Consider the following 26,366-nt stretch of genomic DNA (forward strand, 5'->3'; position numbering starts at 1 on the left):
CACGCCGCTGGGCGTCCTCTGTCGTCAGCCGATGGGCGTGGCAGCGACCCAGCCCTTGCCGACAGTTCGGGACGACAACCACCCGCCCCGTCCATCGCCGCTGTACAACAGCAGGTCGCCGGTCGCTGTGCGCGCGAGGACGTCGATCTTCCCATCTCCATCGAAGTCGCCCGGAGAGAGGATCTGCGCCATGCCTCCCCATCCCTTGCCGATCTGGCGGGAGTCCCCCCACGTCGTTCCGGTGAGCGAGTACAGCCAGAGTGTCCCATCCGTACGACGGGCGATGATATCGCCGGCCTTTCCGTCACCGTCGAAATCGCCGGCGTAGAACGCGGCGTCCATGTTGGACCAGCCCTTGCCGACGACGCCGGAACCCAGCCAGCCCCCCTTGCCGTTGCCCGAATAGAGGATGAGGTTCCCGGCAGTATCGCGGGCCAGGACATCCGGCAGCCGATCACCGTCGAAGTCCGAGGTTCCGATCAACAGGTCAAGGCCGGACCAGCCCTGTCCGATCTGCGTTGAATCACCGTTGATACCGACCTGGCTGTGCAGGAGGAACCGCCCGGTCGCATCGATGCGACCGATGTCGCGTTTACCGTCGCCGGTGAAGTCGCCTAGCGGCACGACCCGGTCGGCGGCCGCCCACCCGCTCGCGATGGTCCGCGAGCTCAGCCAGCCGCCTGCTCCGCTTCCCGAGTAGAGGAGCGCTGAACCGCCTGTGGTGGTCGCAACGACGTCGACCTTCCCGTCATTGTCGATGTCACCGACTCCAGGCTTCATCGGCCGCGCCTTCGTCACCGGGGAGCCCGCCCCCTGGATCGACACCATCGACTGCCACCCGGTCCCCACCTTCACACCGGCCTTGACTGCGCCTCTGCCGTCGCCGGCGTACTTCCACATCGCGCCGGCGGCGTCCCGCGCAAGCAGATCAGGCTTGGCATCCCCGTCGAAGTCGCCGGGGCTCATGATCGAGGTCATGTTCTGCCAGCCGGTTCCGATCCGAACGGAGGCCCCCCACTTTCCGCGGCCGTCTCCCGTGAAAAGAGTGAGTCGGCCTCCGGAGTCGCGTCCGATGAGATCAGGGCGCCCGTCTCCGTTGAAGTCGAAGCCGCCGCTGAGCATATTCATCGAGTTCCAGCCCGAACCGACAGTCACCGGTGGGCGGAACCCCCCACGGTCGTCGCCGCGCCACAGCAGCAGGGCGCCAGCCTTATCCGTCGTGAACATGTCAGGGATACCGTCGCCGTCGAAGTCGCCGGCAGGGGTGACCATGACGCTCCCCGACCAGTCCACGCCCACCTGGGTGCGGGCCGCGAACGTCTTGTCCCCAGCGCCGAGAAGAGACCACACGCGCTTGTCCTTGCCGACCGCGAGGATGTCCCGGTTACCGTCTCCGTTCGCGTCGCCGATGAGATGCACCGACGAGACGTCGGTCATCCCGGTCGAGAGCGACACGGCCTTGCCCCACACTCCGCGCGCGAAGGGGTAGCCCCACACAGTTCCGTCGGTCGACGTCGCAAGAACAAACGGCGAGGTGTTCGCAGAGGCAAGCGTTGGCGGCGCGGCGGCGGGCGTGCCCTGCGTGGATCCGAACCAGTCGGTGAAGTAGTTGTAGAAGTTGCGGTTGCCGTAGGCCGAGCATCCGTCACCCTCGCCGTAGCCGGCGCGCAGGGCGGCCGCGTTGGGCTGGTACGGCGTGTAGTAGTAGAGAGCCGACGTCGCCTTGTTCGCGACGTACACCGGCGCGGAGCCGCAGGACGCCTTCGGGTTGTACAGGATGTTCCACGTCTTCCCCGGTGCGTACCACTGGAACCACTTGCCTTCCATATAGATCTGCATCTGGCGGGCGGCGCCGTAGATCTGGTGGAAGAAGCCGATGAAGTTCGGGTCGCACGGCGCGGTGTCGGGGCATCCCTGCCCGAGCGCGATCCGGTAGCGCCAGGCGCTCGGCCACGTGTGGGTGATGAGACCCTGCTCCTTCTGGAGCATCACGATCAGCACCTGCGGGTTGATGTTGCAGGCCTGCGAGACGCGATAGATGATGCGAGCGGCCGATTCGTTCGCGGCGCCCGTGTATCCGCTGCAGTACTGGTCTGCCGGGCGGGTGACCGTGGTCATCCGGAAGTCCTTCAGGCAGACGATCGCCTCGTTGTTCTCGTCACGACCACCCAGGCAGCGCGCGACCTTGCCGTTGAAGAAGGTCTGGATCTGCGCCTCGGTCATCGTGCTCTTGTTCGTGAACACGGCGTCGCTGATGAGGTTGCCCGGAGTGAAGCCGGTGAGGCTGCTTTTCGCGATCCCCGTTTCGACGGGGGCGGCGGAGGCGTTCGCGGCTGCCGCCACGGGCGACGCGACCGTCGCCTGAGCAGCGGCGGCGGGAACGACCGTTCCGAGAACGAGGGCGGAGACAGCGAGGAAACAGGTGAGGAGTGGGGCGGTCCTCAGGGTGTTTCGCGAGCGTGGGGCACGTCGAGACATGTGACCAGTGTGACGGAAGTTGCAGGATGATGCCACTGTTGCGCCTCTTTGGCCACAGCAGCCCGGCGTGTCGTGTCGATGTGCAGGTGGCTCCCAGCCCTCAGAGGTCGGCGTGCAGACCCCAGAGCCGTTCGGCCGAACTCGCCCAGGAGAAAGCCCTGGACCGATCCGCCGCCAGGACGCGCAACCGGTCCGCGGCGGCGTCCGTGGCCTCCACCATGGCGTCCGCGATCTCCTCGGCTGCGACCAGCATCCCCCCGTCGGCGATCACGTCCCGGTGCGAGCCGCTGTCGACGGCGACGACGGGGATCCCGAGGGTCATCGCCTCGACCGCGCGCCATGGCCACCCGGCGGAACTGCTCGTCGTGGCGAACAGCGATGCCCCGGCCAGCACGGCCGCACGGTCTGCGGTATCCAGCGCGCCTCGAATGTGCGCGCGCCGCTCGGGGAGCCCTGCAGCCGAAGCGAGCTCGGCGTAACGGGGTTCCGCACCATCGGGAGCGCCCAGCACGACGGCATCGATTCCCGCCGCTGCAGCGCCGCGGAAACCGTCGTGCAGATCCGCCGCCGATCCCGCCAACACCACGTACTGCGCGGGCAACGTCAGTGCCGCTCGCCGGTCGGCGGCGTCTGCGGGCGCCGCGAATCCACGGGGCGGAGCGCCCGCGACCACGCGGACGCGATCCCCGAGGCGTGCGAGTTCCGACAGCCGCTCGGCGACGGCATGCGACGGCACGACCACGGCGTCGGCATGCTTCACCGCGCGCCGCAGCATCCCGCGCTGCCAGGCGACGAGGCTCTTCGACAACTGCTCCGGTGCGTCCCAGGCGCGCAGATCCCACAGCGTGACCGTGGTCTGGTCGTTGTCATGTACTCGGTCGTGTCGCACGAGCGGTGCCATCAGCGTCGGCGAGTGGATCATCCCTCCGCCGACCCCCGGAGCGATCCCGAGCTGCCAGGAGGCGGCCAACTCACGGCGCCCGAGCCCGAGGGTCCGTACCTCTCCGACACCGGCGACCGAAATCTCCGCGCCCGCAGGGACGATGGCGTCCACCATGCACCCCGAGGGTGCCGTGGCGATCAGGCCGACCGTGAGATCGAGAGAGGCGGAAGCCTGGTCGGGGTCGACGACATGCACGAGCTGATCCAGAACCACACGCAGCCGAGCACCCATGCGATCAGGCTATCCTCGCCGCGCAGCTCCCCGTGGAGCGCACCACCCGTGCCGCGCGAATGTCAGCGTTCCCACAGTTTTCGCCCACCGCCGCACCAGCGGTTCATGCTTGAATGCTCGGGTGAGCGATGGTCGTCTTCCCGTCCGACGCCGATGGATCGGGTGGACCGTCGGCGTTCTCCTGTCGATCCTCCTCATCGCGATCGGCTGGGTGACGATCCGCGGGATCGGCGCGGTCAGCGACCTTCAGCAGGTCGCCAACGGCGCCACGCAGCTGAAGGCATCGATCGCCTCGGGTGACCTCGAGGAAGCGGAGCGGGTCTCCGGGAGCATCGCGCGCAATGCGGCGTCCGCCGACGAACTCACCTCGGACCCCGTCTGGCAGGCCTTCGGCGCTCTGCCGTGGCTGGGACCGAACTTCCGCGCGGTGAGCGAGATCGCCGAGATCGCGCACGACGTCTCGACGAACGCGCTCACACCGCTGCTCGATGTGGCAGGCGGGCTCGATCTGGCAGGTCTGGGCGTCGAAGGCGGCACGATCGACCTCGCCCCTTTCGCGGAGATCGAGAAGCCGCTCGGTACGGCGAGCACTGCGCTCAGCGCTGCGGAGCTGCAGGCCAAGCGCATCGATGCGGGCGCGACGCTGCCACCCCTCGCCGACGCCATCGGTGAGTTGCGATCCGCGGTGACGGGAGCCGCGTCGGTGGTCGGCTCCCTGCACGGCGCCTCCGTGCTGCTGCCGACGATGCTCGGCGGCGAAGGTCCGCGCAACTACGTCCTGGCCATGCAGAACAACGCCGAGTTGCGCTCCTCCGGCGGGATCATCGGCTCGATCGCGCTGCTGCACGCGGAGAACGGCACGATCACGCTGCAGAGACAGGCGTCGACCCGGGACTTCCCGCCGCTGGACACCGCTCTGCCGCTCAGCGAGTCCACGATCGCCCTGTTCGACGACCGCCCCGGTCGCTACCTCCAGAACATCACCGCCATCCCGGACTTCGCCGAGGCGGGCGAGATCATCGCGGCCCGGTGGACGGGTCGCTTCGGCGGGACCGTCGACGGCGTCATCGCCGTGGACGCCGTCGTCGCTGAGCACCTCATGAAGGCGACCGGAGACCTCGCTTTCGGACCCTTCACGGCAACAGCGGACACCGTGACGGACATCCTGCTGTCCCAGATCTATGCGGCCGTCCCCGATCCCGCCACGCAGGACGAGATCTTCGCACAGGCGGCGGGCGGCCTGTTCAGCGCCGCACTGTCCGGCGGCGACCCCCGGGCTCTCATCGGCGCACTGGCCACATCGGCGGACGAGAGTCGTATCCGCATCTGGAGCGCACACCCGGAGGAGGAGGCCGTGCTCGCCGCCTCCGAACTGGGCGGCACGATCCCCACGGACAGCGACGACGCGACCTACGTGGGCGTGCTGATGAATGACACCACCGGCGGGAAGATGGACTACTACACCCGTGCATCCATCACGACGTCGGTCGGCACGTGTCAGGGCGCTCTGACCACGCAGGTGCGCGTCACGTGGACGAATACGGCCCCGGCGGACGCCGCGACCTCGCTGCCCGCCTATGTCACGGCCGACGGTTTCTACGGCGTCCCCGCCGGCACGGTGCGCACGCTGATCGCGGTGTACGGACCCGAGGGCGCGACGCCCGCCCATGTCGACCGCGACGGCGAAGAGGAAGGCGTACAGACGGCCATGCTCGGCGATCGTTCCGTGGTGCAGCACGAGGTCTCCCTCGCCCCCGGCGAATCGACGACGATCACGGTCGAGTTCGAGGGCACGGGCGCGGGAGCGCGATTCACGGAAGTGCGGCACACACCGCTCATCGAGGCTCCGGACACCGCACGGAAACCGCTGAACTGCGCAACGTGACATTCCGCGCTCGATAGGGTAGCGTTGAGCCACTGGGGAATATCTGGAGTCTGCAATCTTGCCGTGGGGGCAAGACGACTCCACGCAGTCGGATGCAGGGGTGTATCCGGATGCGATTCCGCGTGAAATTCTGGGGAGAAATCATGCTGAAAAAACTGGCTGCAATCAGCCTTACCGCCGGCGCGCTCGTATTGATGGCGCCCGCCGTCGCATCCGCTGCGCCATCGACTGTTCCGGCCGCGTCTTCCGACTCGTACACGACGCCTCCCGGCGTCAAGGTCGGCGACCCGGTCATCGACATCTGCGAAGTCTCGACCATCGTGTTCGGACCGGGGTACTTCCTGCCGTCCGAGAACGTGAGCGTCTCGGTGTCCGGGCTCAACGCCGGGAATGCCGCCGTCTCGGGCAACACCGCCGCGACCGACGGCAGCCTGACGCTCACCTTCCGCCCGCCTTCTGATGGAGAGGGCTCCTACGCCGTCTCCTTCGCCGGCTCGCGCTCGTACACCGCGACGATCACGGTCGCACACGGTCATGATGCCGCTTCGACGTGCGACCACGATCCTGGGGTCGCACCGGCAGGCGCGGAGATGCCGCTCACGGGCGACGGATTCGAGCTCGCCCTCACCGGCGGAAGCGTCTCGCCGTGGGTCCTCGGAGGCGGCGCCGCGGCGCTCGTCGCCGGCGGTGCCCTCGTCGCGGTCGGAGCGTCTCGCCGCAAGCGCGCCTAGGTCCGGCTGCCGCCTCGCGCGGTGGTCGACTGGACGACGGTGATCCCTCCCCCTCCGATCACCGTCGTCTGGTGCATCCGGTGGCACCCACCGGAAGCCCACGGCTCGCCCCTTCTGGGACGGGAGAGCCGTGGGCTTTGTCGCGCGCTCGCGGGGACGGTCCGGACGTCCAGCACCGTCTCCGGTCGACGCGGGCTCGCGGTCGTCAGGGAGCGGGGCTCGGCGTCTGCGTCGGCGGATGCAGCGACGTCGCGATCAGGTCGTGGATGAAGCCGTAGTCAGGTTCGTGCTCGTCCACGCCGAAGTCGGGCGTGAGCTCGATCGACGTCACCTGCTGCTCCTTCGCCTTCAGCATCAGGTCGAAGAACTCCGGCAGCTTGTCGGAGGGCAGATCGGTGCTGATCAGTGCCGTGCCCGCCGCAGCCACTTCATTGAATCGGGTGAGCACGGTCTGCGGAGTGAACTGAGCGAGGATCGCCTCCTGGAGCTCACGCTGACGCTTCATGCGATCCCAGTCGCTGGTGGTGTAGCGGGATCGGGCGTACCACTGAGCCGTGTCGCCGTTCATCCGCTGTGTGCCCGGCTCGATCCAGCCGATGGCCCATTCGTTCACGTCGGTGCCCGTCCACCCCTCGGGCGGTCCGCCCTTCGGAAGACGCTCGGTGACATCGATCTCCACGCCGCCCAGAGCATCGACGAGCTCCGCGAAGCCGTGCATGTCGACGAACACGTAGTACGGGATCTCGATGCCGAGGACTCCCTCCGCCGCGTCCTTGGTCGCCTCGATCCCCGGGTCGGAGCCGTGGGCGACGGCGTCGGGATAGAGCCCTGCTCCCCCGTCATCGCGGCACACCTCGGCCGCGTTGCGCACGTGGTTCATCCACCCGTTCCAGCCGCACGTCGATGAGCTGTGCCCTTCGAAGCCGTTCGGATAGAGCTCCTGCATCGGGCTGCCCTCGCTGAACGGGGCGTTCGGGAGCTCGCGCGGGATGCCGGTGATGGTCACGGCGCCGGTGTCGGCGTTCACCGACACGACCGAGATGCTGTCGAACCGCATCGAGTCGCGTCCGTCGCCGCTGTCGGCGCCGAGCAGCAGAATGTTGTAGTAGCCGTCGCTCGGCTGCACGCTCGGGCCGCTCTGACCGAAGATCGAGCCGATCGTGCTGCGCACCGAGCCCACCGCGGTCGCCGCATACGCGGCTCCCCCGCCGACGAGACCCAGCAGCAGCAGGGCGACGACGGGGATGGCGAGGCGCGACGGCCCGGGGAGCTTCACGAGGCGCACGAGACGCAGGGCGTCAAATGTCAGGACGATCCAGAGGACGACGTAGGCGACGAGAAGCACCTGCACGATCGTGAGGACGGCAGCCGAGAAGAACCCGCCGCCGATCGTGAGCCACAGCAGGACAGGGCGCGCGAACAGCGCGAGGCCGACAGCGACGATCGCGAGGAGCCAGGCGAGCAGAGTGGCACCGAGGCCGAAGCGACCGAGTCTACGATTGCCGGCGAGCACCTGGGCCGAGCCCGGCAGCAGGAGATTCAGCGCGACCAGCCACCAGCCGCGCTTCGCCATCGTGCCCGGATCGGAGAGGTCCGGGTGCCGCAGCGGCCGGGTCTCGATCAGTGGGCGCCCTGATGCGCGCGGAGGCGCAAGGGTCACAGTGACCCCTTCAGCCGTTCGTTCTTCTCCTCGACCTGGGCCTCGAGCTCGCGCGAGTACGCCTCGACACGGTCGGCGAGGTCGGGGTCTGCCGTCCCGAGGATCCGTGCCGCGAGGAGTCCCGCGTTGCGCGCTCCGCCGATGGACACGGTGGCGACCGGGATCCCGGCAGGCATCTGCACGATCGAGAGCAGCGAGTCCATGCCGTCGAGGTAGGCGAGCGGCACAGGGACACCCACGACGGGAAGCGGGGTCATCGAGGCGAGCATGCCCGGAAGGTGCGCTGCACCCCCGGCACCCGCGATGATGACGCGGACTCCTCGTGACCGCGCGTCACGCGCGTACGACATGAGCTTGTCGGGCGTGCGATGCGCCGAGACGACCTCGACCTCGTGCGGGATTCCGAAGTCCGTGAGGGCCTGAGACGCATCGCTCATCACGCGCCAATCGGAGTCGGATCCCATGACGACGCCGACAAGAGGAACGGCGGAGGAGTGCAGTGGCTCGGTCACCAGATCAGGCTACGGTCTGCCGCTGGGAGAAACCCCGAACGCCGCGCCTCTTCGCGCGCATGTCTCGCGCCGTGTGACGCCGAGAGCGAGCACTGCTCAGTCGAAATGGGCGGCAGCTGCCCGCGCCACGTACACGGCATCGTCGAGGTCATCGTCGACGACGTTCACATGCCCGACCTTCCGGCCGGGTCGCGGAGCCTTGCCGTACGTGTGGATCTTCGCCTGCGGGTGCGCAGCCATCGCCGCACCGAAGCGCTCATCGAGCGTGCCCGCCACCGGTCCGCCGAGGATGTTCACCATCACGGACCAGGCGGAGCGGGGCGCGGTGCTTCCCAGCGGAAGATCGGCGACCGCCCGCAGATGCTGCTCGAACTGTCCGGTGACAGCGCCGTCCTGGCTCCAGTGCCCGCTGTTGTGCGGGCGCATCGCGAGCTCGTTGACGAGGATGCGTTCGTCGTCGGTCTCGAACAGCTCCACGGCCAGCATGCCTGTGACGCCGAGCCCGTCCGCGATGGTGCGACCGATCTCCTCGGCGACCTCCACGAGGCGGTCCGCGGCAGCGGGCGCCGGGGCGATGACCTCGGCGCACACTCCGTCTCGCTGCACCGTCTCGACCACGGGGTACGCGACGACCTGCCCACTCGGGCGGCGCGCCACCTGCTGGGCGAGTTCGCGCACGAAAGGAACGAGCTCCTCGACGAGGAGCGCGTCGTCTTCGGCGAGAGCATCGAGCCAGTCCTGCGCTTCGGCGGCGGCACGGACGACCCGCACGCCCTTTCCGTCGTATCCGCCGCGGGGTGTCTTCACGACGCCCGCACCGGCATGCGCATCGAGGAAGTCCTGCAGCTCGGCGATGCTCCGCACGGGAGCCCAGTCGGGCTGCGGCACACCGAGTTCGGCGAGCCGGGCTCTCATGACGAGCTTGTCCTGCGCGAACTGCAGGGCATCGGGGCCCGGATGCACCACGACCCCGTCGGCGACGAGCGCTCGCAGGACGTCTTGCGGAACATGCTCGTGGTCGAACGTCACGACGTCGACGTCCGCCGCGAAAGCGCGCACGGTTTCGAGGTCGCGGTAGTCACCGATCGCGGTGGCCGCGAGCGCGGCCGACATCCCCTCGCCCTCGGCGAGCACTCGCAGGTCGAGACCGAGCTCCACCGCAGGTGCGATCATCATCCGGGCCAGCTGTCCTCCGCCGATCACGCCAACACGCAACGCCATGTGCCGTCTCCATTCGTCTGCACCCATTCTCGCGCACCGGGAGGGCCGGATTCGACACGCTCCGGGTCAGCCTTCAGCGCACGTCCCTGCCGCGAGCGGCGATCTCACATCGGGTGTGGTTCATCGCCGCCGGCCTGCGCGTCGCGATGCGCCAGGATCTGCCCGACCTCGATCTGGTCGGCGAGCGTCTCGTGCACGAGGGTGACGTTCGGGACGTTCGCGAGTCGGAGCGGCGCATCGACACCGTTGGAGAGGATGATGTTGCCCGAGCCCCACAGCCGCTGGAGCGGACCACGGCGAACCGCGATCGTGTATCCGCGGGCGTGGGACATCTCGCGGCGCCCGCGAGCGCCGATGCCATGGTGCGCGATGACCCGCCTGGTCGTGACCGTCGTGCTGCGCGAGTACCAGATCACGAAGGGGATGACGACCGCGAGGATGACCAGGAGACCGGCTGCGGCGAGCAGCATCCAGTCCTCGAAGCCCGCGGGCAGGTTGCCGTAGAAGTACGCCGTCGCACCGAAGGTCGCGATGAGCACGAGTGCCGACCAGAACAGCCGACGCGCGTGGCTCCGGAAGCGCGCGATCAGTAACTCCTCCGAAGGCGTACCGGGCGGCGGCATCAGGGGCCGCCCGCCGAGCGTCACAGGCTGGGTCACACCACCATTGTGCCTGTGATCGCCGACATCGCCGTCTGGACGACGGCGTGTCAGTTTCCGGCAGGGCGGACGTGGACGACGTCACCGGCGGAAATCGCCTGCTGCTCGCCGTCGACGGACACCACCAGGCGCCCCTCCGGATCGAGCGCTGTGGCCACGCCCTCCAGGATCCGGCCGGCCGGCAGAGACACGCGGACCGCCTGTCCGATCGTCGTGCATCGGGCGGTCGCCGCCGCATGCAGCCCGCTCCTGCCCGCGTCACCCGTCGAGACGAGCGTGGACAGCAGATCATCCAGCGCGGTGAGATACGCGGCCAGGAGCCGATCCTCGTCGACCTCGACGTCGAGGGCCGCGAATGACGTGGCCGTCGGCACCGGAAGCTGCTCGACCGTCATCGCCGTGTTCACACCGGCGCCGACGACCACGGCATCCCCCGTCGCCTCGGCGAGGATGCCGCAGATCTTGCGTCCGTCGACCAGTACGTCGTTCGGCCACTTCACCCCGACGTCGTGCTCCGGCAGCTGCGCTGCGACCGCGTCCGACATCGCCACCCCGGCGGCGAGCGGAATCCAGCCTCGTGTCGCCGGGTCGAGCGGCAGAGCGCGCAGAAGCACGGAGACGGCCAAGGCCGTGCCCGCCGGGGCGACCCAGCTGCGGTCAAGGCGGCCTCGGCCCGCGGTCTGGTCGCGCGTCACGATGGTCGACAGATGCGGCCAACCGACGACATCCCCCGCGTGCGCACGAAGATCGGCGTTCGTCGACCCGGTTCGCTCCCGCACCTCGAGTCGAGGGACGATCGGATGCGCCAGCGAGAAGTCCACGCTCATACTTCCTCGTCGTCGACTTCTTCGTCGTCGTCGTCCTCGTCCTCGCGGATCGCCCCGACCTCGTGGGCCTGCCACCGCTCCCACTCCTTCATGAGCCCGTCGACCGCCGCGTGGAACTTCTCCGTGGCCACTCCCTGTGTCGTGTCACCGAAGTAGTGCTGCACCCACATCCGCAGACGAGCGGTGGCTGCCTCGTCGGCTCGCACCCGTTCGACCTCCGCGACGATGTCGTGCGCGGCCTCCGCCGTCAGCCATTCGCAATCAGCCAGATAGCCCTGCGTGTCGATGGAAGCACGTTCGTCGGTCGGACGCGTGATCATCAGCGGCTTCCCCGCAGCCAGACGGTCGTAGACCATCGCGGAGATGTCGACGATCGCGACATCGGCCGCCGTCAGCTGCCAGCCGAGCTCCGGTGCATGATCGTAGACGTGCTGCGCCGTCGGGTCCGCCGCATTCGCGGCAGCGATCGCCGCGATGATCCGCCGGTGGGCGGCCCCGTACGCCTCGTCCACGACACCGCTACGCGGGTGGGGACGGTAGATCACCCGATGCGCGCCGGTCGCCAGCAGTCGCGTCACGAGCGCTTCGCCGTGCGTGGCGATCGACCCGTAGTGGGCACTCGGTCGGTCCCCCTCCCACGTGGGCGCGTAGAGGACGACGGTCCGCTCGTCCGGCACGAAGGGGAGCGTTCCCGAGTAGTGATCCGCCTGCGGCCGGCCGATCTCGATGGTGCGGCGATCCACGTCATAGTCCCACAACGTGCGCGACAGCCGATCACGCGCAGCCTGACCGGCCACGAAGGCGTAGTCGTAGGCCTTGTACTGATTCGTGGTCATGTACATCTTGTCGGACTCGCCGTGGTTGATGAACACGTGCCACCGCCGCCCGTAGCGGAACATCTGGAAGTTGCGGGTGTTCTGGTTCACGTACAGCACCACGCGGATGTCCTGCGTCGCGATGAACCGTTCGAGGTCGCGGACCTTCGGCACGAAGGCGACGGGAGGGGAATCCTCCTCGAGCAGCCTCTCGGTTCCGGTCGCCTGACGCGAGAGCACGACGACGGGCCACCGCTTCGCAAGCTCGGCCAGCGGGCGGTACCACTGACGCATCTGATACATGTTCACGGCACCGTCGGCGAAATACACCGCCACCTGGAAGTGGTCGGTCGGGAGGGGTTCGCGTTCCGAGAGCCGCCGACGCACGCGTTGCACGGCGGTGCGGGATGCGAGCGCCCGCGTCAGCAGTCGGTACGCCTTCTTCGCATCAGACAGTGCACCCATCCCTCCAGAATAGTTCGTCGGGGCGGCGTCGTCCGGCGCCTGCGGACGGATCCGGCGCCGGAAGGGCGATAGTCCGCGTCCTCCTCAGGATCAGTAGGAGCCACCGTGACATGATCGTCATGTGCCAGCCGACGAAACAGCCGCTCCCCTGCCCGGGGTGTCCTTCGTGATGCCGGTGCTCAACGAGCGCGCCTACCTCGAGCACGCGATCGAATCCGTGCTCGCCCAGGACGTCGATGTCCCCACCGAGCTCGTCCTCGCGCTGGGGCCGTCGAACGACGGCACGACGGAGCTCGCTCAGCGCCTGGCGGAGCAGGACGAGCGTATCCGGCTGGTCGACAATCCCGCGGCGCACATTCCCGTCGGACTCAACGCCGCGATCCGAGCGAGCCGCTATTCGACGATCGTGCGTGTCGACGCGCACTCCGAGCTCTCCGCCGGCTACGCCGCCCGGGCGCTCCGGACTCTGGAACGCACCGATTCGGCCAACGTGGGCGGCGTCATGCACGCCGAGGGACGCACACCGTTCCAGAAGGCCGTCGCCCGCCTGTACAACTCCCCCGTCGGACTCGGCGGGGGCGCGTACCACGGTAGCTCCCAGGAGGGCGAGGCCGAGTCCGCCTATCTCGGCGTCATGCGACGCGAGGTCCTGGACGAGGTCGGCCTGTTCGACGAGTCGATCCGGCGTGGCGAGGACTGGGAGCTCAACCTTCGCATCCGTCAGGCCGGGCACCGTGTCTGGTTCGACCCCGAGCTGTCCGTCACCTACTGGCCCCGCGAGAGCTGGATCCGTCTGGCGCGCCAGTTCCGCGCGACCGGCGCCTGGCGCGGCGAGCTCGTGCGTCGGTTCGGTCGCCGCAACGGCATCCGCTACTTCGCGCCGCCTGCGCTCGTGCTCCTGGTCCTGCTCGCCCTCGTGACGGGGATCCTCCAGCTCACCGGAGTGCTCGGCGGCGCGGTCTCGCTGATCGTCTCCCTCATCGTGTACGCACCCCTCGCGCTGTATCTGCTCCTCGTGCTGGGCGTCGCTCTGGCGCCGCGTGGCGGCGGTGTGCGCCAACGGCTGTGGACCATGCTCGTGCTGCCGACCATGCACCTGTCCTGGGGAATCGGCTTCCTCGGCGGCGTGCTCCGCGGAGCCCGCGACACCGTCGACGCGTCTCGCCTCGGCACTCGCAACACTCCGCTGCCCTGAACCGCTCCGGCGGCGAGGACGTCAGGGCGTGACGAAACCGAGATCGAGGATGCGGTCGACGACGCGCTGCGCGGCGTGGCCGTCGTCCCGGGCGTTGAACTGTCGACGCCACGCCGCGTACCGCTCGGCGAATGCGGTTTCGTGACCCGCGTCCTCGAGGGCGGCGGTGAGCTCCTGCTGCGTGCGCACCAGGGGTCCCGGCGCGCGTTCGGCGAGGTCGAAGTAGAAGCCGCGCAGCTGTCCACGGTAGTGATCGAGGTCGGGCACCAGGAAGTACATCGGCTTGCCTGTGACGCTGAAATCGAACATCACCGAGGAGTAGTCGGTGATCAGCGCGTCGGCGGCGAGCAGCAGCCGCGCGGTCTCCGGATATCCCGTCACGTCGATGACGCGCGCGCCGTCGCGGTCGCGGCCCTGTTCGAGCGTCCGGGAATGGCCGCGCACGAGCACCACCGCGTTGGCCTGACGTGCCAGGAGTTCGGGGTCGATGAAGTCGACCATCTCGGTGCGGTCGTCTCGCCAGGTCGGGGCGTAAAGGAGCACCCTCTCTTCGGCCCCGATGCCCAGGGAGCGGCGGATCGCAGCCGGGTCTTCCGAGATCAGCGTGTCATTGCGGGGGTAGCCGTCCACCCAGATCGGGCGCCCGAAGAACGCGTATGCCTTGCGCAGAATGCGTTCCGAGTAGGTGTTCTGCGCCAGGAGGACGTCCCAGCGGCGGGACTCCTTGACCACCGCAGCCATGCGTCGTGGATCGAAACCCGGCCGGTGCAGCGCGAGCCGCTTCAGCGGGGTGCCGTGCCAGGTCTGCAGGACCTTCTGACCCGGCTTGCGGGCGAAACGACGCCGCAGCCAGTCATTGACGACGAGTAGACGCGCCGCTCCCCGCGCATGCCACCACTGGGGGCTCCCCTCGACGACCGCGATCGCGCCCTCCGGGACCTCGACCGAGAGGTCGACGACGCTCCAGTAGCGCCGCACCTGCGGGGCACGAGTCGCGAGCTCGCGGTCGATCGCGCGAGGATTGCAGCCGACGCTGCGACCGTAGAAGCTCTCGAAGAAGACCGCATTCTCGGTGCCGCCGCTCTGGGCGACGTAGCGCTCCTCGAGCGTCGACCGGCCCTCCACCGTCTCGTACACGGGGTCGATCGGCGCGGCGATGCGGACCGTGCTGCCGTCGACGGCGATGCGCACGCCGGTCAGGACGACAGGATCGATCCTCAGCTCCTGCAGGTCGGCATCCGAGATCCGCAGCTCGTACGTTCCGGTCGGTAGCGGGAGTGACGGGCCGCCCCAGCGCGACGCCTCCAGCGGGAACGCGGCCTTCCACGTCTTGCCGCCGCCGCTGAAGCGGGCCTCGACCCGTGCGCGCGGTCCGACCAACACGGCTTCCGCCGGTCGTGCCCCGGTCCCTGCGACGACCAGCGCCTGTGCCGTGTCGTCGATGCGGGCCGTTGTCATGCTGCTCCCTTCGGCGCGGGAATCCCCCGTGCGCGGATCACGTCATAGACGCGCTCGGTGTTGCGCCCGTCTCGATACGCGTGCATCCCCGCGCTGAGCGTAGCGGACCGCACGGACGCCGCGTCGTACACGCGACGGTCGGCGAGCAGATGCTCGAGCTGCGCGAGCAGCCCCGTCCAATCCGCGGCCGCGTCCTGGCCCGCGACCTCTTCGTATCGACCGTAGAAGCCGCGTGTGCGCGCGTACTGCTGGGCGTCGGGCGCCAGGAAAAGGACCGGCATCGGCAACAGCCCCACGTCGTAAGCGAGAGAGGAGTAGTCGGTGACGAGCACGTCCACCGCCGGCAGCACGGGCGTGACGTCGGCGATCACGGTCGAGCCCAGAGCGCGGACCCGCCTGCTCGGCAGGGGCGGCGCGTAGCCACCTTCCCCCAGCGGGTGCGAACGCACGAGGAGAACGGCGTCCTGCGCTTCGAGGAGGCGGATGATCTGAACCCACTCCGCCGCAGACGGAACGGCGGGGTCGGGAGCTCCGTCCCGCCAGGTCGGCGCGTACAGGACTGTGCGCGCGGACACGGGGATGTCGCCGACGACCCGGCGGAGAAGTGCGGATGCGGCGCTGCGCCGCTCCTCCCCCGAACCCGCCGAGAGGACATCGACGCGAGGCTCGCCGGTCACGACGACCCGGTCGTCGCCGAGACCGAATGCGGACTCCAGCCTGCCCCTCGCGCGATGCGACGCGGCGGGCAGCACACGGATCCGCTGCGCGGCGGCGCGGTAGAGCACCGCGATCGCGCGACGCAGCAGCGGCGCACCGGGGACTTTCGGCACCTCGGTCGTCGCCGGCGAGTCCAGCCCGATCCGCTTGAGCGGGATGCCGTGCCAGAGCTGGACGACGAACGCGCCACCGTTCGCATAGCGGTTGACATCGCCCAAGCCGTGAGTGACCACCAGCACACCGGCCCTGGCGGTCGCCCACCAGCCGCGCAGGCCGCCCTTGCGGGCGAAACGGATACCGAGTGCGGCCGCCTCGCGGTCTTCGCGTTCGGATGACGTGAGCCAGAGCGTGTCATGGCCCGCCGCTGCCGCGTGCTGCTGCATTGCGAGCGCACCGTCGCCGATCCCGGCACCACAGCCGAACACCCAGCGCCGCCCTCGCGGGAGGAGAAGAGTACCGATGCGTCCCACGGCATACAGCGGGATCCGGAGCAGTTTGGCCGCGTTGCCGGTGCCGAAAGAGAAGGACGCCACCCCGCGAGCCTATCGCGCGGGGTGGCGTCCTTCGCTGTGAGGCTCGGGTCAGCCGGCCAGTTCGCCGAGGGTCACCTCGACGTCGTAGTCCTTGCCGTTGCGGACATATGTGACGGTGGCCTTGCTGCCGGCCGCTGCCGCACGCACCTGCGCGGTGAGGTCGGTCGCGCTGGTGATCGGCACCCCGTTGAAGGAGGTGACGATGTCGCCCTTCTCGATGCCGGCTGCGGCAGCAGCCCCGCCCTCGTTGGCCTTGGCGATGTAGGCACCGGCGACGGTAGCGCCCTCGATGCTCGAAGCATCCTGGACGGATGCGTTCAGCAGACCGTGGGTCGCGGCGCCGTCGGCGATGATCTCTTCGGACACTCGCTTGGCGATGTTCGAAGGGATCGCGAAGCCGATGCCGATCGAGCCGGACTCCTCGGAGCTGCCCGAGCTCGCGATCGCCACGTTGATGCCGATCAGCTCGCCCTTGCTGTTCACGAGCGCTCCACCGGAGTTTCCGTGGTTGATCGCGGCATCCGTCTGGATGACGGCGATCGAGATCGACTCCGAGGTCTGCTGCTGCTCGCCGCTGCCGGGGATGTCGAACTGGAACGGCCCCTGGCCCTGGCCCTCGGGAGACTGCTCCTGCGGCGCGTCTTCGGCGGACGAGTCGGGCAGAGCGGAGGACGCGATCTGGATGCTTCGGTTGAGCGCGCTCACGATGCCGGTCGTCACCGAGTTCGCCAGGCCCAGCGGGGCACCGAGCGCAACGGTCGTGTCGCCGACGTTGAGCTTCGACGAGTCGGCGAAGTCGATGGGCGTGAGTCCCTGGGCGTCCTTCAGCTTGATCACGGCAAGGTCGTAGATCGGGTCGGTGCCGACGACGGTTGCCTCGTAGATCTTCCCGTCCGACGCGGTCACGCGGATGGTGGGATCTGCCGCTGCACCGCCGAGCGTGACGACGTGCGTGTTCGTGAGCACGTAGCCGTCGTCGCTGATGATCACGCCGGAGCCGCTGCCGGCTTCCTGCGAGCCGGCGACCTCGATGGTGACCACGGACGGCAGTGCGGAGGTCGCGACCGCGGTGGTCTCGTTGACCGAGCCCGGGTTGTTGACCGTCACGGTCTGCGGCCCGGTCGCCGTGCCGGAGGACGGGGTGTCCTGGAGCCCGTTCAGCAGCGCACCGCCGCCGAAGCCCGCGACGCCGCCGACGAGTGCGGCCGCGACGATCAGCGCCGCGAACTTCGTGCCCCCGCGCGACTTCTGCTCCTTGGTCTTGGTGCCATCGCCGACGAGCGGCTCCGCGCCGTACGGCTGCGTGGGCTGCGTGTGCGACGCCGTCGGGATGCCGAAGGCCGCGCCCGAAGCGGTGCCCGTCGCCGGCGCAGATGGCGCGCTGAATGCGTGCGGCACCGGCGCGACCTGCGGCGCGGGCGACACGTGCGACGTGAACGTCGACGGCACCTCGTGCCCCTGCACCGGTGCACCGGGCGTCGGCGCGGCGGTGGCGGGCGCGGCGGATGCCGACCCGGTCGTGTCAGCGGCGGCAGGCGTCGCCGGCTGAGCGGCGACCTCTGCAGCCTCGGTGGACGGCACGGCGTCGTTCGACGCGGGTGCCGAGTGGTCCTGGGTGTTGTCTTCGTTCATGGTGTGTGCTCCTTCAACGACCACTTCAGAATGACGCCTGTGTCTGTGTGTTCCTTATGTCAACGATGAGTTTCAGCTATGGCCTTAGCCTGTTCTTCATGAGTGTCATTCCCGGCGCATGGCGGCGCACGGCGGCCGGTGCAGGCCTGCTCGCCGCAGACGGAACCGTCGCGCCCACCATCTTCGCAGAGATGTCCGCCGCCGCAGCCCGTACCGGGGCGATCAATCTCGGACAGGGCTTCCCCGACGAGGACGGACCATCGGAGGTGCTCGAGGCCGCCCGCAGCGCGATCGCCCACGGAGCCAATCAGTATCCGCCGGGTCGCGGCATTCCCGACCTGCTCGCCGCCATCAGCGAGCACCAGCGGCGCTTCTACGGCCTCGACGTGGACCCGGCCGACGAAGTGATCGTGACGGCCGGCGCCACCGAGGCGCTCACGGCGACGCTGCTCGCGCTGATCGACGGTCCCGACGACGAGGTGGTCGTCTTCGAGCCGTACTACGACTCGTACGCCGCGGCGGTGGCGCTGGCGGGCGCACGACTGCGCACTGTCCCCCTCCGCGCTCCCGACTTCCAGCCCGACCTCGATCAGCTCGCCGCGAGCGTGACGGACCGCACCCGGATCATCCTCATCAACGATCCGCACAATCCCACGGGTGCGGTCTTCGGTCGCGACGTGCTCGAGGAGGTCGTCCGGCTGGCCGCGCGACACGACGCCGTCATCGTCACCGACGAGGTCTACGAGCACCTGGCGTTCCACGCGCCGCACACCCCGATCGCCACGCTCCCCGGAGCGGCCGAGCGCACCCTCACCATCTCCTCGGCGGGCAAGACGTTCTCCGCGACGGGATGGAAGATCGGCTGGGTCCACGGGCCCGCCGATCTCATCACCGCCGTCCTCACCGTGAAGCAGTACCTCACGTACGTGAACGGCTCCGCCTTCCAGCCGGCCGTCGCGGTGGGGCTCCGCTTGCCCGATTCGTACTTCACGGATGCCGCGACGGCACTCGCCCGCAAGCACGAGATCCTCGGCGAAGGACTGCGCACCGCAGGATTCACGGTGTACGCCCCGCAGGGAGGCTACTTCACGGTGGCGGACGCGACGGCGCTCGGCGGCGCGGACGCCGCAGCATTCTGTCGTTCCCTGCCGGAGCGCGCCGGAGTCGTGGCGATCCCCCTGACGGCGTTCGTCTCCGAAACCCACCGACACGAGTACTCGGGCCTGGTGCGCTTCGCCGCCTGCAAGCGCGTCGACGTGCTCGAGGAGGCGGCTTCGCGGCTGGCGCGGTTCTCCGCCTGACCGGCTCTCCGCTCGCAGCGGATCACGCCATCAGCGCGGTACGACCGCGTATCTCCGCACGCGCAGCGAGGGATTGCTCCGGCGCACCCGCTCGATCGCGGCGGCCTCCACGACCGCGACCGCGATGCCGGGGGCTGTCCCCACCCCTGCCAGGACCACGCCCTGCGGGTCGATGACCTGCGAGTGGCCGACACCGATCGGCGTCGGGTGATCGGCCGCGACCACGTAGACGGTGTTCTCGATCGCGCGCGCGGCGAGCAACGTCGTCCAGTGGTGCTCCTTGAGTGGACCTCTGACCCACTCGGCGGGGACGACCAGGACGTCGGCCTGCGCGTCGACGAGAGACCGGGCGACTTCGGGGAACCTCAGGTCGTAGCAGGTCATGAGCCCGAAGCGGAGTCCGCCGAGCTCGAACGTCGCAGCCTCCCCCACTTCCCCGGGTTCGATCCAGTCGGACTCGGTCTGCCCGAAGGCGTCGTAGAGATGCTGTTTGCGATAGACGGCGAGGATGCCGTCACCGCGCACCGCGACGACCGTGTTCCGCACTCGATGCCCATCGGAAGCTCGCTCGACGAGGCCGGCGACGATCACCACCGCACGGTCGGCGGCCAGCGCGGTCAGAGTCTCGACGAACTCGCCGTCGAGGCCCTCCGCATTCGCGGCGAGGGTATCGTCCATCGGGTCGACGAAGTAGCTCGAGTACTCGGGGAAGACGATCAGCTTCGCGCCCCGCGCGGCAGCGTCGGCAGTCAGTTGCGCGATCTGCGCGAGGTTGTCGGCTCGGGAAGCGGTCGGCGCGAACTGGCACACGGCGACGGCGACGGCAGGGGTCTCAGGCATATCCCCATCCTCTCGCATCGACACGCCCGGGGCGTCGCGCAGGGCGGCCCCGATTGGCCCGACCCTGGGATCCGTGATAAGTTACTTCTTGTGCCGCGGGGTGGAGCAGTTCGGTAGCTCGCCGGGCTCATAACCCGGAGGTCGCAGGTTCAAATCCTGTCCCCGCAACAAATGAAAGGCCCTCTGACTCGGAGAAATCCAGGTCAGAGGGCCTTTCGCTTTGCCCGGACGAGTCCGATGATTGCGAGGACGAGTCCGACGATTGCGGCGACGAGCCCGCGGATCACATCGGCCGGAGACGAGAATGGGCGCCCCCGAGGGGGCGCCCATTCTGCTCTCCGTGACGAAGGGGTGATCACTCCCCCGCTGCGGACTCCAGCTGCAGGAGCTTCTCGACCGCTGCGGTGAGACGCTCGTCCGCCTCGGCGAACTTGGCGAGGTCTCCGGCCTTCAGCGCCGCCTCACGGTCGATCAGGGCCTCCTGCGCGGAAGCCAGGGCGTCCGCCTCGGCGTTCGTCGGCTCCGTGGGCTCTGTCGGCGTCTCTCCGGTCTCCGGATCCTCTGTCCCGGGTTCGGTGGGTTCGACCTCGTCGTCACCACCGGTCGCACCGGAGTCACCGCCGAAGAGGGTGTCGAGCGCCTCGGTGAGGGTGTTCTCGAACGCGACCCGGTCTCCGAAGGCGACGAGCACCTTCTGGAGTCGCGGCAGCTGCGTCCCCTCGGACGACTGCACGTAGACGGGCTGCACGTAGAGCAGACCGCCACCGACGGGCAGCGTCAGCAGGTTGCCGTAGATCACCTCGGACTCACCCTGCTGCAGCAGGTTGAGCTGCGGGACCACCGACGTATCGGAGTTGTAGGTGTTCTGCACCTGACCGGGACCGGGAACCGTGGTGTCGGTGTCGATCTCGAGCATGCGCAACTGGCCGTAGCCCTCTGCCTTCTTGCCCTTCTCGGAACCGGCATCCGAGTCCACCGCGAGATAGCCCATCAGAACGTCACGGCTTCCGCCCGCGCCCTGCGAGTTCGGGATGAACGTCGAGAACATCGAGAACCGCGGCGAATCCTGGCCGGGCATCTGCATCGTCAGGTAGTACGGCGGCTGCAGCATCGCCTCACTGCGCGGGTCGTTCGGCGTCTGCCAGCGGTTGTCCTGCTGAGCGAACGAGCCGGCCTTGTCGACGTGGTAGACGCCGAGGACGTCACGCTGCACCTTGAACAGGTCGGTCGGGTAGCGCACGTGGCTCATCAGCTCGCCCGACATGTCGCTGATCGGCTTCAGCGTCGACGGGTAGATCTTCTGCCAGGTCTTGAGCACCGGGTCTTCGTCATCCCATGCGTAGAGCGTGACGGAACCGTCGTAGGCATCGACCGTGGCCTTGACCGAGTTGCGGATGTAGTTGATGTCATCGATGGCGAGCGTCGGTGACGGGACGTTGGAGTCCGCGATCGCGTCGGACAGGCTGACGCTCGTCGAGTACGGGTACGTCGAGCTGGTCGTGTAGCCGTCGACGATCCACACGATACGACCGTCCACCACGCTCGGGTACGGGTCGCTGTCGAGCTCGAGGTACGGAGCGACCTTCTGCACGCGGGTCTTCGGGTCACGGTCGTACAGGATCTGCGATTCCTCGTTCACCAGGTTGGAGAACAGGATCTGCTCCGACTGGAACTTCAACGCGTAGAGAAGCTTCGTGAACGTGTCGCCGATCTGCGGACCGCCGCTGCCCTCGAACGTGGTCTTCGTCTCGCTCGAGCCGTCCTTGCCGCGCGGGTAGTCGATCTCCGCCGGCTCGGAGCCGTCGGGAGCCCCGACGATCGAGTACTCGGGCGAGTTCTCGCCGAAGTAGACCCGCGGCTCGAAGTTCTCTCGGTCGGACAGGAACCCGGAGGTCGGGATGCCGCGCTCGAGGAACACGGGCTCACCGTCGGTCGTCCGCTGGTTGCCCGCGGCCGCGACGAGGCCGTAGCCGTGGGTGTAGACGGCGACACGGTTGTTCCAGTTGTCTCCGTCGCCGAGACCCGACATGTCGAGGTCGCGCACGGACACCACGGTGTCCTGCATCTTCCCGTCGATCTCGTACCGGTCGACGTCCATCGTCTTCTGGAATTGGTAGTACCCGCGGTACTGCTCGAGCTGACGGACGGTCGGCGGGATGACCTTCGGGTCCATGATGCGTGTGGACGCCGTGGTCTCCGCGTCGGCGCGCAGCTGGCCGGCCTCGGCATCGGTCTTCGCGGCGAAAGGCGTCGTCTCGAGGTTCGCGACCCCGTACGCCTCCTTCGTGCCGTCGATGTTCCGCTGGTAGTACTCGGCCTGATAGGCGTTCTGGTTCGGCTTCACCTGGAAGGTGGTGACCACCCAGGGGTAACCGACGCCGACGACCAGTGCGGCGACGATCAGCAGTGCCGTGGCCGCGAGCGGGAAGCGCCAGCGGCCGATGACGGCCGTGACGAAGAAGAGGATCGCGACGACGCCGGCGATGATCGCGAGGATCGCGAGGCCGGGGATGGTCGCATTGACTCCCGTGTACGCTGCACCGGTGATGCGGTCGTCCGGCTGCACCAGCGTCTTGTACTGGTCGAGCCAGAGACTCGCCGCCTGCACGAGCAGGTAGAGCCCCGCGATGACGGCGAGCTGGATGCGAGCGGGCTTGGAGATACGCAGCTCACCCTGGCCGATGCGCACCGAGCCGTAGAGGTACGACACGAGCGCCGTGACCAGAAGCGACAGCAGCAGGACGGCCGAGACGAACGCGAGAAGGATCGAGTAGAACGGCATCGCGAACATGTAGAAGCCGGTGTCGATGCCGAACTGCGGGTCGACACTCGACGTGGCGACACCGTTGGCCCAGAGCCACACGGTCTTCCACTGCCCCGCGGCGGCGAAGCCGGCGAACAGTCCGAAGAAGATCGGCATGCCCCACATCGCCAGACGGCGCAGGGGTTCGATGACCTCCTGGTATCGGTCCAGCTGCGAGCTGAGTCGCACGTAGACCGGGCGCAACCGGTACGCGAGCTGGATCGCGACGAACAGCGGCACGGCCATCCCGAGGAAGCCGACGACGAACATCACCGCCGTGGCGATCCACTGCGTGGTGAGAACCCCCGTGAAGCCGACCTGATCGAACCACAGGAACTCGGTGTACAGGGAGGCGAACACGAAGAACACCGCGATCAAGGCGGCGATGATCACCAAGGAGATGCCGAGAATACGTCGGGACGTTCGAGGCGTGGCCGGATTCGATGCTGAGGGTGAGGTCACCCTTCCATCCTAGGCATCGCTCACTGTGCGCGGGCTGTCATCCCGATCACGGCGAGGTCACGGCCGCTCCCGCGGATCAGCCGGCGACGCGTTCGCAGGTGGGCAGCGAGGCGACGTCGCCGTCGTCGGCGATGACCTCGAGCGCCGCGAGAGACTCGTCGAGCGTGGCCGTGCGGATCACCTGCAGCCCGTCGGGAACGTGCCCGACGACCTCGTCGCAGTTGGCCTCCGGGGCGAGGAAGTATTCCGCTCCGGCGTCACGCGCACCGTACAGCTTCTGTCGGATACCGCCGATCGGCCCGACCGTGCCGGCGGCGTCGATCGTTCCGGTGCCGGCCACATTCTCCCCACCGTTGAGCTCGCCCTCGGTGAGGGTGTCGATGATGCCGAGCGCGAACATCATCCCGGCGCTCGGGCCGCCGACGTTGTCGAGCTGGATCGTGACGTCGATCTCGAAGTCGTAGTCGGTGCGGAGCGTGACGCCGATCAGCCAGGTCGTCACTCCCCCCTCGGTGTGCTCCTCCGGGGTCACCTCGACGCTCTGCTCCTCGCCGTCGCGCAGCACCGTGAGGGTCACCGGGTCTCCCCCGGCCTTCTGGATCGCGGCCCGCAGCTCCGTCGCCGACTCGACAGCCGTGCCGTCGATCGCGGTGATCACGTCGTCGGCTTCGAGCGTGCCGTCGGCCGGAGAGTCGGCGACCGCATCCACCACCACGACCTCTGCGCCCGTGTCGTAGCCGAGCTCGTTGAGCGCGGCCGCCGTCGCCTCGTGCTGCGAGTCGACCATCAGCGTGGCGTTGCGCTCGTCGCGCTGCTCGGTCGTGACCCCCTCGGGGAAGACCGAGTCCAGCGGCACGACAGCGCGCGACGAGTCCATCCAGGCCAGCGCCAGCTCGAACCAGCTCGGGGTGCGCTCCCGATTGCCGACGACCTGCACGGTGGTGAGGTCGAGCGTGCCCGCCGTCTCGAACGTCTCGGCGCCTTCGACCTTGATCAGGGGAACCTCGTCGCCCTCCTTGTCCGTCGCGGTGCCGAGGGTGTCGTAGACCGGACCCGGCCGCTGGATCACGTACGGCGACGGCAGGAATGTCAGCACGACGAGGGCGACGAGTGCGACGATCAGCGCCCAGACTCCGAGTCCGAGCTTTCCAGACCGCGTTCGATCCACTGCATTCCTCCGTCGTTCGCGGGCGGCGTACACCGATCTGCCCGCATCGGGTTCGCGCGCAGAAACCTGTGACTAGCGTAGAGGCCACGGCTTCAGACCTGCTGAGAGGCGAGCGACATGGCAGACAAAGACCCCACCCCCGAGGACTTCCAGGAGTTCCTGCGAAGGATGCTCGCGAACCAGGGCGGTGGCGACATCGACCCCGAAGCGCTTCGAGGTGCCTTCGAAGGCATGGACGGCTTCACCCTCGACCCCGCGATGATGCAGACGATCATGTCGCAGCTCCAGGGCGCGTTCGGCGGCGACCCGTGGGAGAACGCGCTGCGGCAGGCCCTGTTCATCGCCAACCGCGACGGACAGGGCATCACCGAGGGCTCCCGCACCTCGCTCGCGGATTCCTTCTCCCTCGCGAATCTGTGGCTCGGCGAGGCCACCACGATCTCCGAGCTCTCCGAGGCGCCCACTGCGATGACCCGCGGAGAATGGGTCGAGAAGACGCTGCCGGTGTGGAAGGAGATCGCCGACCCGGTGTCGACCAGCATCGCCGACGCACTCACCTCCGCACTCGATACGCAGGTCCCCGAGGAGATGCGCAGCGTCGTCCAGGGCGCGGGCAAGCTCATGCGCGGCCTCGGCGGCTCGGTGTTCGCCGCCCAGTTCGGCCAGGTGCTCGGCAACCTGTCGCTCGAGGTCGTGTCCGGAGGCGACGTCGGGATCCCCGTGCTCCCCGCGGGCACGGCCGCCGTCATCCCCCAGAACCTCATGGCATTCGGCGACGGCCTCGAGATCCCGGAAGACCAGATCGCGCTCTATCTCGCCACCCGGGAGCTCGCCTATGCCCGGCTCTACCGGCACGCGAAGTGGCTGCACCTGCACGTGATGGCGCAGATCACGGACTTCGCTCGGGGTGTGACCGTCGACGTGGACGCCCTCGAAGACGTGGCGAGCAGGTTGGACCCCTCCGACCCCGAGGAACTGCGCGCGGCCATCGAGGGCGGCGCGCTCCTGCCCGTGCAGAGCGAAGCGCAGCGCGAGGCCCTGACCCGACTCGAGAACCTCATCGCGACGATCGACGGCTGGGTCGACGTGGTGACCGCACAGGCCACCTCCCGCCTTCCGGACGGCGCACGGATCGCCGAGGCCGCCCGTCGCCGCCGCGCGGTGGGCGGACCCGCCGAGGACGCGCTCGGTGCGCTGGTGGGGCTGAAGCTGCGACCGCGGCGCATGCGCGAAGCATCCGCCATGTGGCAGGCGGTGACCGATGCCGTGGGCATCAGTGCCCGCGACTCCCTCTGGGACTACCCCGACCTGATGCCGACGGCCGAGGACATCGACGACCCGAGCGCGCTCGTGGCCCGGCTGCAGGCCGTCGAACGCGGCGAACAGCCCGTCGCGGACGAGTTCGACGAGGCGCTCGCCCGCCTGCTCGACGGTGACGACTTCTCGGAGGAGACACCGTCCGACGGTGGCGAGGACGGCGCCGAGGATGATGGCGACGCCGCCCCGGAGGGGGACCGCCCGGTCTGAGGATCCGACCACGACGGGGGACGGAAGGTGTCATCACCTCTCCTCCCCCGTCGGGGACACGCGCGGCAGTTGTCCACGGATGCCTCGACAACTCCCCGCGGGCGGCGGCGTCCCTCCAGAATCGGAGAGATGCCTCTCACACCGCCGATCCTCACGCGCCTCGACCCGAGTGCACCGCTGCTGTGGCGGGACGAGCACACGCTGCAGCTCGGTGACGACGACGGACTGCGCGTCGAGGCGGATGCCGCCTGGGTGGAGCTCCTGCTCAGCCGCCTGCGCACGGGTTTCCGCCGCGGATCGTTC

19 protein-coding genes and 1 tRNA gene are annotated in these 26,366 nt (G+C 68.7%); 6 read left to right on the forward strand and 14 right to left on the reverse strand.

Features of this window, described 5'->3' with window-relative positions; genetic code table 11:
- Positions 1–24: 24 nt before the first annotated feature.
- Complete coding sequence (locus tag ACIOTO_RS00075; RefSeq protein WP_400855791.1) at positions 25–2,478, reverse strand: FG-GAP repeat domain-containing protein; 2,454 nt, start codon at positions 2,476–2,478, stop codon at positions 25–27.
- A gap of 100 nt (positions 2,479–2,578) precedes the next feature.
- Positions 2,579–3,652, reverse strand: coding sequence for a glycosyltransferase (locus tag ACIOTO_RS00080; protein ID WP_400855792.1), 1,074 nt, complete (start codon positions 3,650–3,652; stop codon positions 2,579–2,581).
- A 121-nt stretch (positions 3,653–3,773) separates the two neighbouring features.
- On the opposite strand from ACIOTO_RS00080, the gene ACIOTO_RS00085 reads away from it, so the two are divergent.
- Together ACIOTO_RS00085 and ACIOTO_RS00090 are read left to right on the forward strand one after the other, a co-directional pair.
- Positions 3,774–5,537 carry a DUF4012 domain-containing protein gene (locus ACIOTO_RS00085; protein WP_400855793.1) on the forward strand — a complete coding sequence of 588 codons (1,764 nt, stop codon included), beginning with the start codon at positions 3,774–3,776 and terminating at the stop codon, positions 5,535–5,537.
- Between the two features lie 143 nt (positions 5,538–5,680).
- Positions 5,681–6,268, forward strand: coding sequence for a hypothetical protein (locus ACIOTO_RS00090; RefSeq protein ID WP_105709625.1), 588 nt, complete (start codon positions 5,681–5,683; stop codon positions 6,266–6,268).
- A gap of 205 nt (positions 6,269–6,473) precedes the next feature.
- Here ACIOTO_RS00090 and ACIOTO_RS00095 read toward each other — a convergent pair whose 3' ends face one another.
- The 6 genes from ACIOTO_RS00095 to ACIOTO_RS00120 form a co-directional block, all read right to left on the reverse strand.
- Entirely contained in the window at positions 6,474–7,928 is a 1,455-nt protein-coding gene (locus ACIOTO_RS00095) for an LCP family protein (protein ID WP_105709624.1), read from the reverse strand.
- Positions 7,925–8,392 (reverse strand): 5-(carboxyamino)imidazole ribonucleotide mutase, encoded by a 468-nt coding sequence (purE, locus tag ACIOTO_RS00100; protein WP_036303450.1) that lies wholly within the window; start codon positions 8,390–8,392, stop codon positions 7,925–7,927. Before purE ends, ACIOTO_RS00095 begins: the two co-directional genes overlap by 4 nt.
- Before the next feature lie 144 nt (positions 8,393–8,536).
- Positions 8,537–9,661 (reverse strand): 5-(carboxyamino)imidazole ribonucleotide synthase, encoded by a 1,125-nt coding sequence (locus tag ACIOTO_RS00105; RefSeq protein WP_372467210.1) that lies wholly within the window; start codon positions 9,659–9,661, stop codon positions 8,537–8,539.
- Between the two features lie 104 nt (positions 9,662–9,765).
- Positions 9,766–10,284, reverse strand: a complete 519-nt coding sequence (locus tag ACIOTO_RS00110; RefSeq protein WP_105710312.1) for a PH domain-containing protein — start codon at positions 10,282–10,284, stop codon at positions 9,766–9,768.
- Positions 10,285–10,370: 86 nt separating this feature from the next.
- Positions 10,371–11,147: a biotin--[acetyl-CoA-carboxylase] ligase gene (locus ACIOTO_RS00115; protein ID WP_400855795.1), complete on the reverse strand. Its 777-nt coding sequence runs from the start codon at positions 11,145–11,147 to the stop codon at positions 10,371–10,373.
- Positions 11,144–12,427, reverse strand: a complete 1,284-nt coding sequence (locus ACIOTO_RS00120) for a CDP-glycerol glycerophosphotransferase family protein (protein WP_029262023.1) — start codon at positions 12,425–12,427, stop codon at positions 11,144–11,146. Before ACIOTO_RS00120 ends, ACIOTO_RS00115 begins: the two co-directional genes overlap by 4 nt.
- Before the next feature lie 169 nt (positions 12,428–12,596).
- On the opposite strand from ACIOTO_RS00120, the gene ACIOTO_RS00125 reads away from it, so the two are divergent.
- Entirely contained in the window at positions 12,597–13,622 is a 1,026-nt protein-coding gene (locus ACIOTO_RS00125; protein ID WP_051662327.1) for a glycosyltransferase family 2 protein, read from the forward strand.
- 21 nt (positions 13,623–13,643) lie between these two features.
- Here the strand turns inward: ACIOTO_RS00125 and ACIOTO_RS00130 are convergent, their stop codons facing one another.
- From ACIOTO_RS00130 to ACIOTO_RS00140, 3 genes are read right to left on the reverse strand one after another with little or no spacing between them, the layout of a single operon-like run.
- Positions 13,644–15,080, reverse strand: a complete 1,437-nt coding sequence (locus ACIOTO_RS00130) for a CDP-glycerol glycerophosphotransferase family protein (protein ID WP_400855796.1) — start codon at positions 15,078–15,080, stop codon at positions 13,644–13,646.
- Positions 15,077–16,330 (reverse strand): CDP-glycerol glycerophosphotransferase family protein, encoded by a 1,254-nt coding sequence (locus ACIOTO_RS00135; protein ID WP_105709620.1) that lies wholly within the window; start codon positions 16,328–16,330, stop codon positions 15,077–15,079. Before ACIOTO_RS00135 ends, ACIOTO_RS00130 begins: the two co-directional genes overlap by 4 nt.
- Positions 16,331–16,378: 48 nt before the next feature.
- The gene (locus ACIOTO_RS00140; protein ID WP_400855798.1) at positions 16,379–17,962 is read right to left on the reverse strand and encodes a S1C family serine protease; all 1,584 of its coding nucleotides are present in this window, start codon (positions 17,960–17,962) and stop codon (positions 16,379–16,381) included.
- A 98-nt stretch (positions 17,963–18,060) separates the two neighbouring features.
- Here ACIOTO_RS00140 and ACIOTO_RS00145 point away from each other — a divergent pair, with 98 nt between their 5' ends.
- The gene (locus ACIOTO_RS00145) at positions 18,061–19,263 is read left to right on the forward strand and encodes an aminotransferase class I/II-fold pyridoxal phosphate-dependent enzyme (RefSeq protein ID WP_400855800.1); all 1,203 of its coding nucleotides are present in this window, start codon (positions 18,061–18,063) and stop codon (positions 19,261–19,263) included.
- Positions 19,264–19,293: 30 nt separating this feature from the next.
- Here the strand turns inward: ACIOTO_RS00145 and ACIOTO_RS00150 are convergent, their stop codons facing one another.
- Positions 19,294–20,103 (reverse strand): carbon-nitrogen hydrolase family protein, encoded by an 810-nt coding sequence (locus ACIOTO_RS00150; RefSeq protein WP_400855801.1) that lies wholly within the window; start codon positions 20,101–20,103, stop codon positions 19,294–19,296.
- A gap of 94 nt (positions 20,104–20,197) precedes the next feature.
- Between ACIOTO_RS00150 and ACIOTO_RS00155 the strand changes: the two genes are divergently transcribed.
- Positions 20,198–20,271: transfer RNA gene (locus ACIOTO_RS00155), tRNA-Met, on the forward strand.
- 187 nt (positions 20,272–20,458) lie between these two features.
- On the opposite strand, the gene ACIOTO_RS00160 is transcribed toward ACIOTO_RS00155, so the two are convergent.
- Together ACIOTO_RS00160 and ACIOTO_RS00165 are read right to left on the reverse strand one after the other, a co-directional pair.
- Positions 20,459–23,368, reverse strand: a complete 2,910-nt coding sequence (locus ACIOTO_RS00160) for a UPF0182 family protein (RefSeq protein WP_400855802.1) — start codon at positions 23,366–23,368, stop codon at positions 20,459–20,461.
- A 76-nt stretch (positions 23,369–23,444) separates the two neighbouring features.
- Entirely contained in the window at positions 23,445–24,536 is a 1,092-nt protein-coding gene (locus ACIOTO_RS00165) for a PDZ domain-containing protein (protein WP_400855804.1), read from the reverse strand.
- Between the two features lie 117 nt (positions 24,537–24,653).
- On the opposite strand from ACIOTO_RS00165, the gene ACIOTO_RS00170 reads away from it, so the two are divergent.
- Positions 24,654–26,063 (forward strand): zinc-dependent metalloprotease, encoded by a 1,410-nt coding sequence (locus ACIOTO_RS00170; protein WP_400855805.1) that lies wholly within the window; start codon positions 24,654–24,656, stop codon positions 26,061–26,063.
- The last annotated feature ends 303 nt before the right edge of the window (positions 26,064–26,366 follow it).

The organism is Microbacterium sp. NPDC087592, assembly GCF_044743585.1.
Taxonomy (GTDB): Bacteria; Actinomycetota; Actinomycetes; order Actinomycetales; family Microbacteriaceae; genus Microbacterium.

Excerpts from the sequence above, each read along its gene's own strand:
- ACIOTO_RS00130 (WP_400855796.1), bottom strand. The coding sequence starts at position 15,080 with ATGACAACGGCCCGCATCGACGACACGGCACAGGCGCTGGTCGTCGCA.
- ACIOTO_RS00125 (WP_051662327.1), top strand. The coding sequence starts at position 12,597 with ATGCCGGTGCTCAACGAGCGCGCCTACCTCGAGCACGCGATCGAATCC.
- ACIOTO_RS00075 (WP_400855791.1), bottom strand. The coding sequence starts at position 2,478 with ATGTCTCGACGTGCCCCACGCTCGCGAAACACCCTGAGGACCGCCCCA.
- ACIOTO_RS00150 (WP_400855801.1), bottom strand. The coding sequence starts at position 20,103 with ATGCCTGAGACCCCTGCCGTCGCCGTCGCCGTGTGCCAGTTCGCGCCG.
- ACIOTO_RS00120 (WP_029262023.1), bottom strand. The coding sequence starts at position 12,427 with ATGGGTGCACTGTCTGATGCGAAGAAGGCGTACCGACTGCTGACGCGG.
- ACIOTO_RS00105 (WP_372467210.1), bottom strand. The coding sequence starts at position 9,661 with ATGGCGTTGCGTGTTGGCGTGATCGGCGGAGGACAGCTGGCCCGGATG.
- ACIOTO_RS00170 (WP_400855805.1), top strand. The coding sequence starts at position 24,654 with ATGGCAGACAAAGACCCCACCCCCGAGGACTTCCAGGAGTTCCTGCGA.
- ACIOTO_RS00145 (WP_400855800.1), top strand. The coding sequence starts at position 18,061 with ATGAGTGTCATTCCCGGCGCATGGCGGCGCACGGCGGCCGGTGCAGGC.
- ACIOTO_RS00115 (WP_400855795.1), bottom strand. The coding sequence starts at position 11,147 with ATGAGCGTGGACTTCTCGCTGGCGCATCCGATCGTCCCTCGACTCGAG.
- ACIOTO_RS00080 (WP_400855792.1), bottom strand. The coding sequence starts at position 3,652 with ATGGGTGCTCGGCTGCGTGTGGTTCTGGATCAGCTCGTGCATGTCGTC.
- purE (WP_036303450.1), bottom strand. The coding sequence starts at position 8,392 with ATGGGATCCGACTCCGATTGGCGCGTGATGAGCGATGCGTCTCAGGCC.
- ACIOTO_RS00140 (WP_400855798.1), bottom strand. The coding sequence starts at position 17,962 with ATGAACGAAGACAACACCCAGGACCACTCGGCACCCGCGTCGAACGAC.
- ACIOTO_RS00110 (WP_105710312.1), bottom strand. The coding sequence starts at position 10,284 with ATGCCGCCGCCCGGTACGCCTTCGGAGGAGTTACTGATCGCGCGCTTC.
- ACIOTO_RS00090 (WP_105709625.1), top strand. The coding sequence starts at position 5,681 with ATGCTGAAAAAACTGGCTGCAATCAGCCTTACCGCCGGCGCGCTCGTA.